This window comes from Photorhabdus aballayi, assembly GCF_026153155.1.
GTDB lineage: Bacteria > Pseudomonadota > Gammaproteobacteria > Enterobacterales > Enterobacteriaceae > Photorhabdus > Photorhabdus luminescens.
Window position 1 is genome coordinate 1 of record NZ_JAPFCD010000057.1, and the last position, 12,587, is coordinate 12,587.

Here is a 12,587-nt window from a genome sequence, read left to right on the forward strand (position 1 = left end):
TAGCCATTCACTGTTATTTATCTTTTTTTCATAAAAATTTATAACTAAAAAATTAAACAGTCATTTAATTCAAAAAAAATTAAACTAAGATCCAATAGCAATAATGGTCAAAAGCTATTTACTTTGAGATAAATACTTCCATAACGATTAATTCTAAAAATTATAGAAAACACAACCATTATATTATCACACATCCTATTATAGATATTTTCATAATATTATTAATGAAAATCAATCTTATAACACCTATTCAAAATACTAAACATGAAAAATATTCACAATTAAATTGAATACTAAGTTTAATATACAGCACTCACTAAAAATATCAAATTTTAATATTTTAAACAGTTAGTTAGACTATATTTATATAATTATAAGGATATTATTCGGTACTTTTTAAACAGCTTTACTTTACGCATTTTTATGCTAATTTTAATATTAACCTATCGAATATTATTCCTTTTTTGACTGGATATATCGCATTAATACAACCAGGCATACTTCCAGAAAAGCATTACATAGGAGTTTACTAACAGAAACATTTTTTCTTGGCAACCTATACCTAATAGATTTCGAGTTGCAGCGCGGCGGCAAGTGAACGAATCCCCAGGAGCATAGATAACTATGTGACTGGGGTGAGTGAAAGCAACCAACAAAGCAGCAGCTTGAAAGATGAAGGATATATATATTTACTTACATTAACTTTAAGGAGTAAAAGAATGACAAAAGAATTAATTACAGGCGTCACGTTTTTTGAAGAGAAAAACTATCAGGGTAAATCACATGATTACCCAGAGCTCGATAAAATTATCTCTCTCCCTTCCAACCTTAACGATAAATTCCGTTCAGTAAAAATCGGTAAACTATCAAAAGTCCATGCGTGGCGCCATTATAACGATCCAGAAAGCAAATATTATGAGTGGGTAGTCGACAATCCAGATATCGATAGAGAAATTAGAGGGTTATCTAAATTCAGAATTATGCAGAAAGATACAAAACTGGTTGCACTAAGAGTTATCGATGATACTCATTCAGATACAAAATTCTCCATGACCATTAAGATATTTAATGGAGAAGAACAAGAAACGATCGACGTTAACGCCACAACAGATGATAACTATATTGTCGTTAATGAACTATTGGTACAGAAAGAGATAGTCACTTCAATTTATGTAAGAAACGTCAACACCGGAGAATATATTGGTAACGGGTCATTCTATTTTTCTTATGATGCTATTGGCATTGCAACTATTGATGAAGGACTCAATTTTCCTAAGAACTTGAAATTGGTCCATGTAGGAAATAATCGTTTTGATTTTCACATTACCAGTACTGATCCTATTGCTTAATCCGGGATTAATGTGACAATCATCACTCTCAGATAAGTTATATTCTGAAATCTAAGCTACGCCGTTGCGGTACATTTATTCAAAAACCGCAACAGCGTATCCCAGACGATCGCGGAAACTGAACCACATCACATCTGATATGGCCTCTCCACGCTCCTGGTCAATCGATAATAATCGGGCTTACTCCATCCATTCAGTATGGAAAACACCCTCTTTATCAGTACGCTGATAAGTATGAGCGCCAAAATAATCACGTTGAGCCTGAATTAAATTAGCGGGCAATACAGCAGAACGATAACTATCGTAGTAAGAAATAGCAGCGGAGAACGTGGGGGTTGGGATACCATTCTGCACCCCATACGAGACGACATCACGCAGCGCTTGCTGATATTCGTCAGCAATTTTCTTAAAGTAAGGCGCGAGCAACAGGTTAGCAATATCCGCATTCTCGTTATATGCGTCAGTAATTTTTTGCAGGAATTGAGCGCGAATAATACAACCTGCCCGGAAAATCCCGGCAATTTCACCGTAATTGAGATCCCATTGGTACTCATCAGATGCCGCTTTCAATTGCTGAAAACCCTGAGCATAAGAAACAATTTTACCCAAATAAAGCGCACGACGAACTTTCTCAATAAATTCGGCCTTATCACCTTTAAATGGTTGTGCTTTCGGCCCACTTAACACTTTAGCCGCAGCAACTCGCTGATCTTTTAGAGAAGAGATATAACGTGCAAATACCGATTCTGTGATCAACGTCACTGGAATACCTAAATCCAGAGAACTTTGGCTAGTCCACTTACCCGTGCCTTTATTTGCTGCTTCATCCAAAATCACATCAACCAAATATTGGCCTGCTTCATCTTTTTTACGGAAAATATCAGCCGTGATTTCAATCAAATAGCTGCTCAATTCGCCGTTATTCCAATCAGTGAAAATCTCAGACAGTTCTTCATTGCTCAGATTCAGAGCATTCTTCAATAAAGAATAGGCTTCAGCAATGAGCTGCATATCACCGTATTCAATGCCATTGTGAACCATTTTCACATAATGGCCGGCGCCATCTGGACCAATATAGGCCACACAAGATTCACCTTCAGCTTTAGCCGCAATCTCTTGCAGAATTGGCGCTACCAATTCATATGCCTCTTTTTGGCCGCCAGGCATGATAGATGGCCCTTTCAATGCCCCCTCTTCACCCCCAGAAACCCCAGTACCGATAAAATTAAAACCCTGAGCAGAAAGTTCCCGATTACGGCGGATAGTATCCTGAAAATAGGTATTACCCCCATCAATCAAAATATCACCTTTATCCAGATGTGGAGTCAGTGAAGCAATAGTTTTATCAGTTGCTTCTCCAGCCTTAACCATCAGCAGAATACGGCGCGGTTTTTCCAGTGAATCGACAAATTCTTCGATAGTGTAACTTGGAACTAATTTCTTCCCCGGATTTTCGGCGATCACTTCGTCAGTTTTATCACTTGAACGGTTAAATATAGACACGGAATAACCACGGCTCTCAATATTTAATGCCAGGTTACGCCCCATCACCGCCATACCGACAACACCAATCTGCTGCTTGGACATGAATAACTCCTGTCTGATGATAATTTTGCTCACCAATAATAATTAGTGCGCAATTTGTTAATGTGATCACATGTTAACTCAGGATGAGTCCTATTGGATAGTTATTGGTGCCATTGATACCGCTACACCTCATTTTTTGGAAAAAACTTCCTCATATGAAAAATCAACTATTGAAATTTGATGAGTCAATGCCCATTATTTATTATTCGGCATGAGCCGTCATATTAAAAGGTAAAAAAAACTGTATGGAATGGATCGCTGATCCGACGATATGGGCAGGACTGGTTACTCTTATCGTTCTAGAAATTGTCCTCGGAATCGACAACTTGGTCTTTATTGCCATTCTGGCAGATAAACTTCCTGAAAAACAAAGAGACAAAGCAAGAATTACAGGTCTAAGTTGTGCGTTACTGATGCGTATCGTACTGCTTTTTAGTCTTTCCTGGCTGATAACGCTAACTCATCCATTAATTACGCTTTGGGAACATCCATTTAGCGCCCGCGACCTGATTATGCTGATAGGCGGTCTTTTCTTACTGTTCAAAGCGACAATGGAGCTCAATGAACGGCTGGAAGGTAAAGATGCCCACTCAGGACAACAACGCCAAACATCTAAATTTTGGACAGTTGTCGTTCAGATAATTGTCCTTGATGCTGTATTTTCACTGGATTCAGTGGTTACTGCTGTTGGTATGGTAGACAACATCGGTATCATGATCGCGGCAGTCACCATTGCGATGTTCCTGATGATCCTGGCAAGTAAACCGTTGACCACTTTCGTCAATGCTCATCCGACTATCGTTATTCTCTGTCTGAGCTTCTTGTTGATGATCGGTTTCAGTCTGGTAGCCGAAGGTTTTGGTTATCACATCCCTAAAGGTTACTTGTACGCCGCTATCGGCTTCTCCATTATAATTGAATCCTTAAACCAATTTGCTCAGTTTAACCGCCGCAGATTTCTTACTGCTTCCCGTTCACTACGTGAAAGGACAGCGGAAGCCGTTTTACGTATCCTTAGTGGTAAGCATGAAAATGCAGAATTAGACAATCATACATCTAATCTGATTTCCGATAATCAGGAAGTGTTTGATCCACAAGAGCGTCAAATGATTGCCAGGGTTCTGGGCATGGCGCAACGCAACGTCAACAGTATTATGACCTCCCGCCACGACGTGGAGTACCTTGATATTCATGCGCCAACCGAAAATCTGACGCAAATACTGAGTAAAAGTCCTCATACACGCATTGTGGTAACAGACGAAAATATCAGTGACGAACCATTAGGTGTTGTTCATGTTATTGATTTATTGAATCAACAACTCAACCAACAGCCTTTTGATTTACACTCGCTGATAAAACAACCGCTGATTTTCCCTGAACAGCTTTCATTACTTCAAGCATTGGAGCAGTTCCGCCAGGCACAAACTCACTTCGCATTTGTTGTCGATGAATTTGGTTCTGTGGAAGGTGTGGTGACTTTAACCGACGTAATGGAAACTATCGCGGGTAATTTGCCGGTAGATGGCGAAGAAACTGATGCCCGCCATGATATTCAAGCGACTGAAAATGGTGGTTGGATCGCCAATGGTTATATGCCGCTGGATGATTTGATCCTTTATGTCCCTTTGCAATTGGATGAAAAGCGTGAGTATCAAACCTTGGCAGGTTTGTTGATGGAACATTCACAACATATTCCACAACAGGGTGAGCAATTACAGATTGATAATTATCTGTTTGAACCGCTGGAAGTGACCAGTCACCGAATTAATAAGGTAAAAATTACTCCTCTGACGTCAGAGGAAGAAAATAAAGAATAGTTCAGTGTTATTAATCGCTAATCATATTTGCCATCACTAAGTTTTTCCTCTGAAACACAAGAAAGCCCGGTCAGTTTAAACTGTACCGGGATTTTTTTGTCCTTTTTATCAATACTATATGTGGGACTCTAAGCAGATACTGTTAATGATTTATCTAACAATATGAAATAACTTTGTATTCAGAACAAAAAAGCCATAGCTTTTCAATTCAATAAACTTCATATAAACTTGCCAATCGATAATACTATTCATCAATTCAAAAGGATATTATATGAATATAACTCTCGCTGATGTGGATAAAGGCAATTATGAAGATGTCTGTGATCTAACAGTAACCGATGACCAATGTGAATATGTCGCAAATAACATGTGGTCACTGGTTGAATCAAAATTCAATCCCTCATACCAAACACGTGCAATTTGTTTAGACAGCAAACCTGTCGGTTTTTTTATGTGGGTACCTGAAACAGATCAAAAGACATCAATTTGGCGATTTATGGTGGATCAACAATATCAGAACAAAGGTATCGGACGCCAAGCAATGCTGCTAGCCCTTAATGAAATTAGGCAAACAAATGAATTAAAAGAAATAGAAATCTGTTATAAGCCAAGCAATACTGTGGCAAGAAACTTTTACGCCAGTTTTGGTTTTGTTGAAGTCGGCATAAGTGAAGAAAATGAAGAGATGTTAGCAATTATTAAGATTTAACTCACAATCGTAAATCCACTTTTGTACTGAAATTAATTGCTCCGGCAACTATGCTTAGACAACTATACCCTTCATCTTTCAAGCTGCTGCTTTGTTGGCTGCTTTCACTCACCCCAGTCACATAGTTATCTATGCTCCTGGGGATTCGCTCACTTGCCGCCGCGCTGCAACTCGAAATCTATTAGGTATATAAGCATTCATTTAAGCATCTGATTAAGCATAATAGTAACTGCCAGAATTGAGCGGTCAAATCAGGCATGAGTTAATACAGCTAATTACTGCTACGTTCAACCCAATCGTTAATAGCTCGTTTTACCTTGTCCTCTAACTCATTATGTAGCAATTGCTCAATATCCAAGTTGTATTGCAGATTATTCCAATTACCGTAAACCCGTAGTGGTACTTTCATTTTTCGCAGACGGCTAACCAATTCATTATCCTTGCCCCATCCTTGTGTTATCTGTACTTTTAAAGCGACATCAACATTTTGTTTAAGTAGATTAGCCTTACCCTGCCCATCAATATTCAGAAAATCGGATACCGCATGAAGTCGGCTGATTTTTATATCGCCTCGATTCAGTACCGCTTTAACATCAAGCTTTTTGGCACGGGTAAAGTTATCCATATTATCAGAGATATTCACTTTATCCGTTGCACGAGCAACGGATTGCTGGATTAATTGGGGGATATTTAATCCATACATTTTGGCATTAACTAAACTGAAATTAAGATCACCCTGCCAAATATGCGAAATAGCATAACCATCATATCCTTTACCAGAAAGATCCCCATTCAGATCGAATTTACCACTAAATGCCGGTGGTAAAGAAAACGCTTTGAGTACCGGCTCCAGTTCTATATTCCGCAGTAAAGGTTTTGCATGTAATTTCAATTGACTACCTGTCGCATCTAAAACAACCGGAATAGAGAAATCACCTCCAAATAATTTGCCATTCAGAGTAGAAATTTCAGCAATACCACTATTACTTGTCGCTTTCAATATCAGATTATCGATCTCCATTCCTCGATAAACAAATTTATCCGCATTAATAGTCACATTAGCATTAAAATCATTTAGAAATGCAGCGTTATAATCAGGCTGAGCAGGGCTTGAAACGGCGATCACAGGTTTAGCTGAACTATTCTCCATCCGGTAATAACGCTTAACCTCTGAGCCTTCTTTAGAAAGCAAGTCCCATCCCATCAGATTATCTAAATTCAGTTTTTGGGAAGATAAATCTATTTGATAATCCGCGTGAGCCCCCAACATTGCTTTTATACTGCCGTGCAGTTCACTCTCATTAGCCGTGAAACTTAGTGTCTGTAAAGAAATTATTTGCGGTCCATCTGCCGTCTCTTTTTGATAAACAGCATGTACTTTTCCTGAACCACTAATTCCTCCCGTAGGGATACCTGCGCCCTGGAGTTGATAATCAAAAGAGTCAATATTGCCAGCAACACGATAGGGATAATCAGTAATATCGACATCAGCGCTAAGATTAAAAGCCAAGTCTTGCTGATTCTTACTAACTTTGCTACTTAACTCCACGCCGATATGGTTTTGGTTATCCCGCGCCATAAGCAGATTAATATCGCGGACATTTAACTGATCATGCTCACCACGCTGCCAAATGAGCAAACTATCTGCGACTTTAATTCTGGCGATATCAAGCTTCCAACCCTCATCCTTCGCAACAGGATTGGCTGTACTCCCTGTTGGCGCAATAGGAGTATTCTCTTTTTTCTGAGGCTGACTCTCCGGGGTGACTCTCAATATCGCCCCTTTCAACATCACCTCTTTAACGGCAAGCTGATGAGAAAGAAGCGGCCACAACTCCACATCAAGACGCATATTTTCCGCCGTCACTGTTGGCTGCGCCGCTCCTGGCGCCGTTAATGACATACGCCCGGAAATGATGCTCAGTTTTGGCCAGACATGCCAGCGCATACCATCTTGCAGGACGAGTTGGTAGCCGCTCTTCTTTTGCACCTGCTTGACCATATAAGCACGAAAGTCATTCGGATTTACTAACATGACTAATGCTGCCAGACCGGTAATAATTACAACCAGCAAAATAATCAGTGTCGTCAGTAATCTCTTCATGACTTCCTCAGCTTTTTTTGTCAAAAACAGTCAATGCAACTCAATAGCCGATAAAAATATTAATCTTCATCAATACGACTACCCACCGCACCCTGTTGGTTTTTATATTTCGCATCTTGACGACGGTTATATGGACGGTCAGCGGAACCAGACAACGGCTCAAAACTCAAAGCGCCAATAACCATACCCGGACGTAACGCCAGAGGCAATTTACCGGAGTTATAGAATTCGAGAACAATCTGACCATGCCAACCCGGATCAATCCGGTGTGCTGTCACGTGTACCATCAACCCAAGACGAGCAAGAGAAGAACGACCATCAAGCCAGCCCACCAAATCATCAGGCAATGTGACGGATTCCAGCGTAACAGCCAGTGCTAACTCGCCAGGATGGAGGAAAAAAACCTCATCGTCAGACAGGATAATTTCATCACTCATTACGCGATCAAGCGCAGCGCTGACCTCATCTTTCGGACCGCTCAAATCAATATATGCCGCAGTATGACCACAGAAAACACGAAACTGATTCCCAAGGCGCACATCAGCAGTTGCCCCGTTAATGCGTTCAATCGGCGGACGTGGAGCAATGACCAATTTACCTTCATCAAGCCATTTAATAATGTCGCGGTCACAGAGTCGCATTATTTCCTCTCAAATACGATGATGCTTATCAATGTCTGACAAGCAAAGTTTTATTATTCGCAGAACTGACCAATTTTGGCTTTCAATATATCAATCGCTACCCGGTTTTTACCTCCGCGCGGCACAATAATATCTGCATATTGCTTTGATGGTTCAATAAATTGCAGGAACATTGGGCGCACAGTTTTATGATATTGCTCAATAACCGAATCCAGAGAGCGTCCCCGTTCATGTACATCCCGTTTAATACGACGCATAAGGCAAATATCCAGTGGCGTATCAACAAAAATAGAGAAATCCATCTCCTGACGCAAGCGCTTATCAGTCAATAACAGAATACCCTCCAGAATAATAACCCTTTTCGGTGCAAAATGAATCGCTTCTGGTTTACGAGTATGAGCAACATAATCGTATTGCGGTAATTCAATTGATTCACCCATTTTCAGCGCTTGCAGGTGAGAAAACAGCAGATTGTGATCCATTGAGCTTGGATGGTCATAATTAGTCTTATAACGCTCTTCCATTGATAGATTGCTCTGATCTTTATAATAGCAATCCTCTGGTATAATACCGATATTGTGATCACCAACCTGAGCGCGTAATTCACGATAAAGTGTATTAGCAATGAGACTTTTACCTGAGGCAGATGCACCGGAAATTCCTACAATTGTGCACTGATATGCTTCGTCAGCCATAATAGCGATAACCTGATTCTAGAAAAAAATGGGAACAAAGCACTTATGAGCGCTAAGTTTGGCGAGATTATAGGGAGTTAATGGTATCTGTTCCAGTGCAAACAAGATAAGTCTCATTTTTTTCGAGGCGTTTCGCATAAAAACCATGTAACCAAGGAAATCGTAACGAGGGAAATCGGGCAAACATACTTTTCACCATGCAAAATTTCTCCATACAAAATCTCTCCATACAAAAAGCGGGCAATGAAAGCATCCATCACCCGTTATCATCAATCAAATACCCGTATTAAACAGCACGGAACGAAATTTCTGTCGGTATCTTCTCGCCTTGCCAATACATCTGTGCTGAAATATTTGCTGCAATTTCGCGATAGATATCCGTAAATTCACTATCGGGATTACTGATAACCGTTGGCTGACCACGATCAAGATCTTCACGCAGTGAAATATGCAAAGGGATTTGTCCCAATAATTTACAGTGATATTTAGCAGCTAATGTTTCTGCTCCACCCGTACCAAAAATAGGTTCCTGGCGACCACAGTTGCTGCAAATATGTACACTCATATTTTCAACAATACCCAGTACCGGTACCTTCACTTTCTGGAACATAACGATGCCTTTCATTGCATCAATTAAGGCAATATCCTGAGGCGTTGTTACCACCAGCGCCCCCGTTACCGGGATGTTTTGCGATAAAGTGAGCTGAATATCACCGGTTCCTGGCGGCATATCGATAACCAGATAATCAAGATCCGGCCATAATGTATCCTGTAGCATCTGCATCAATGCTTTACTAGCCATCGGACCACGCCACACCATTGCATTATCATCCGTTACTAAATAACCAATAGAGTTAGTGGCAAGACCATGCGTCATAATCGGCGCCATATGCTGCCCGTCTGGGGAAGTTGGACGCTCTTTGGTGGTTCCCAACATACTCGGAACAGAAGGACCGTAGATATCTGCATCCAGAATACCGACTTTTGCCCCCTCCTGAGCCAATGCCAGCGCCAGGTTTACGGCTGTGCTGGATTTACCCACCCCGCCTTTACCTGAGCTGACAGCCAAAATATTACGGACGCCATTAATGCCCGGCAAATCATTAGCGCGACGTAATGTGCTGATATCATGGATTAATTTCCATGCCACCGATTTTGCGCCGGTTACCGCCCGTAATTTTTCCGTTGTCGCTTCTTTCAATGCTTCAAACCCACGCTTCCAGACAAACGGCATGAGCAATTCAATATGCAAGACGCCGTCAAGCATCGTACAGTGATGTAAAGCCTTCAACGTTATCAAATCACGTTCTAGCGTCGGATGGGTAAAAGCAGCAAGTATTTTTGTTACCTGAGATTTCAGCAGGTCAGGATTGGTCTGCTCGGGGGATTGTGAGTTCATCCCGGCTCCTTTGATGATTATCAATTAGCGAAAAACCATATTGCCATAATAACAGAACCCAATGCGTTCAGATAAGATTAGCGACAAAAACCCACTTCCCGTTCACTGATTCAGTTTTTATCCAACAAAACTCACGTAAGATTAAACCTTACCCTAGCGACAATTTTTTTGATCGGTTAACATCAAACTCCCTTTTTCACTTATTGGAAGTCAGATCCTTATTATGTCTCAAGTCGCAAAAAAATTATTGGTGACGTGCGCGTTGCCATATGCTAACGGTCCAATCCATCTCGGTCACATGCTGGAGCATATCCAGGCAGATATTTGGGTCCGTTTTCAGCGAATGCGCGGCAAAGAGGTTCACTTTATCTGTGCCGATGACGCTCATGGAACACCAATCATGCTGAAAGCTCAGCAAATGGGTATTGCTCCTGAAGAGATGATCGCAACGGTGAACCAAGAGCATCATCAGGATTTTACTGGCTTTTCAGTTAGCTATGATAACTATCACTCCACGCATAGCGAAGAAAACCAAGCGCTCTCAACTAAAATCTACCTCGAACTGAAGAAAAACGGCCATATTAAGAGTCGTACTATCTCTCAGTTATACGATCCTGAGAAAAATATGTTTCTGCCGGATCGCTTTGTCAAAGGTAGCTGCCCGAAATGTAAGGCAGAAGACCAATATGGCGATAACTGTGAAGTTTGCGGTTCAACCTACAGCCCAACTGAACTGATCAACCCACGTTCTGCTGTCTCCGGCGCGACGCCAGAAATGCGTGAAACAGAACACTTCTTCTTCGATCTGCCCGCATTCAGCAACATGTTGCAAGCCTGGACCCGCTCCGGCGCATTACAGGAACAAGTTGCTAACAAAATGCAGGAATGGTTTGAATCCGGTTTACAACAGTGGGATATCACCCGTGATGCCCCCTATTTCGGTTTTGAAATTCCTGATGCGCCGGGCAAATATTTCTATGTCTGGCTGGATGCTCCCATTGGCTATATGGGCTCTTTCCAAAACCTGTGTGACAAACGCGGAAATCTGAGCTTTGATGAGTTCTGGGCAAAAGATTCCACCACCGATCTGTATCACTTTATCGGTAAAGACATTGTTTATTTCCACAGCCTGTTCTGGCCGGCTATGTTGGAAGGCAGCGGTTACCGTAAGCCAACCAATGTGTTTGTTCACGGCTATGTCACCGTCAACGGTGCGAAGATGTCCAAATCCCGCGGTACTTTTATTAAAGCCAGCACTTACTTGGATCATCTGGATGCAGACTGTTTGCGTTATTACTATGCAGCCAAACTCTCTGCTCGCATTGATGATATCGATCTGAATCTGGAAGATTTTGTTCAGCGTGTTAACAGCGATATCGTTAATAAAGTTGTTAACCTAGCCTCCCGTAATGCAGGCTTCATTAATAAACGCTTTAACGGCAAGCTGGCGGATAAACTGGCTGATCCGGCGCTTTACCAACAGTTTATTGATGGAGCAAAGGTGATTGCAGAAGAGTTTAATAACCGCGAATTCAGTAAAGCAATCCGTGAAGTCATGGCACTGGCTGATTTGGCAAACCGTTATGTGGATGAGCAAGCGCCTTGGGTTGTAGCAAAAGAAGAAGGCCGTGATGCAGATCTTCAAGCTATCTGTTCAATGGGCATCAACCTGTTCCGCGTTTTGATGACTTTCCTGAAACCCGTTTTGCCAAGTCTGGCAGAACGCGCAGAAGCTTTCTTAAATACAGAACTTACCTGGCATGGTATTGAACAACCGCTGTTGGATCATCAAATTTCTGCCTTTAAGGCCCTGTTCAATCGCATTGATATGGATAAAGTGGACGCGATGGTTGCAGCATCTAAAGAGAGCATCAACACACCACAAAAAGTCAGCGGTCCACTGGCGGAAGATCCGATTCAGGACACTATCACCTTCGATGATTTTGCCAAAGTTGATATGCGCGTTGCCCTTATTAAACAGGCGGATTTTGTCGAAGGCTCAGATAAGTTGCTGAAACTGATGTTGGATCTTGGCGGCGAAACCCGCCAGGTATTTTCTGGTATCCGCTCCAGTTATCCTGATCCAAAAGCGCTGGAAGGCCGTTTAACTATTATGGTCGCTAACCTGGCGCCACGCAAAATGCGCTTTGGTATTTCGGAAGGGATGGTTATGGCAGCCGGACCCGGTGGAAAAGATATCTTCTTACTCAGCCCAGACAGCGGCGCACAACCCGGTATGCAAGTGAAATAATAGCCAATTTATTTCACTAATATCTTTACCTACGG

General features: G+C 41.5%; 9 protein-coding genes. 4 read left to right on the plus strand and 5 right to left on the minus strand.

What is annotated here, in order from left to right; genetic code table 11:
- Positions 1-719 precede the first annotated feature (719 nt).
- Entirely contained in the window at positions 720-1,349 is a 630-nt protein-coding gene (locus OO184_RS20550) for a beta/gamma crystallin domain-containing protein (protein ID WP_265380782.1), read from the plus strand.
- 180 nt (positions 1,350-1,529) lie between these two features.
- Here OO184_RS20550 and gnd read toward each other — a convergent pair whose 3' ends face one another.
- The gene (gnd, locus tag OO184_RS20555) at positions 1,530-2,936 is read right to left on the minus strand and encodes an NADP-dependent phosphogluconate dehydrogenase (RefSeq protein WP_265380783.1); all 1,407 of its coding nucleotides are present in this window, start codon (positions 2,934-2,936) and stop codon (positions 1,530-1,532) included.
- A gap of 245 nt (positions 2,937-3,181) precedes the next feature.
- Between gnd and OO184_RS20560 the strand changes: the two genes are divergently transcribed.
- Positions 3,182-4,753, plus strand: coding sequence for a TerC family protein (locus tag OO184_RS20560; RefSeq protein ID WP_265380784.1), 1,572 nt, complete (start codon positions 3,182-3,184; stop codon positions 4,751-4,753).
- A 271-nt stretch (positions 4,754-5,024) separates the two neighbouring features.
- Entirely contained in the window at positions 5,025-5,462 is a 438-nt protein-coding gene (locus tag OO184_RS20565; RefSeq protein WP_265380785.1) for a GNAT family N-acetyltransferase, read from the plus strand.
- Between the two features lie 271 nt (positions 5,463-5,733).
- On the opposite strand, the gene asmA is transcribed toward OO184_RS20565, so the two are convergent.
- The 4 genes from asmA to apbC all read right to left on the minus strand — a co-directional run bounded on the left by asmA (position 5,734) and on the right by apbC (position 10,301).
- Positions 5,734-7,566, minus strand: coding sequence for an outer membrane assembly protein AsmA (gene asmA / locus OO184_RS20570; RefSeq protein WP_265380786.1), 1,833 nt, complete (start codon positions 7,564-7,566; stop codon positions 5,734-5,736).
- Positions 7,567-7,625: 59 nt separating this feature from the next.
- Positions 7,626-8,207: a dCTP deaminase gene (dcd, locus tag OO184_RS20575; RefSeq protein ID WP_036777925.1), complete on the minus strand. Its 582-nt coding sequence runs from the start codon at positions 8,205-8,207 to the stop codon at positions 7,626-7,628.
- 53 nt (positions 8,208-8,260) lie between these two features.
- Positions 8,261-8,902 (minus strand): uridine kinase, encoded by a 642-nt coding sequence (gene udk, locus OO184_RS20580; RefSeq protein ID WP_036777923.1) that lies wholly within the window; start codon positions 8,900-8,902, stop codon positions 8,261-8,263.
- A 286-nt stretch (positions 8,903-9,188) separates the two neighbouring features.
- The gene (gene apbC / locus OO184_RS20585; RefSeq protein ID WP_265380787.1) at positions 9,189-10,301 is read right to left on the minus strand and encodes an iron-sulfur cluster carrier protein ApbC; all 1,113 of its coding nucleotides are present in this window, start codon (positions 10,299-10,301) and stop codon (positions 9,189-9,191) included.
- A gap of 223 nt (positions 10,302-10,524) precedes the next feature.
- Here apbC and metG point away from each other — a divergent pair, with 223 nt between their 5' ends.
- Positions 10,525-12,552, plus strand: coding sequence for a methionine--tRNA ligase (gene metG / locus OO184_RS20590; RefSeq protein WP_265380788.1), 2,028 nt, complete (start codon positions 10,525-10,527; stop codon positions 12,550-12,552).
- The last annotated feature ends 35 nt before the right edge of the window (positions 12,553-12,587 follow it).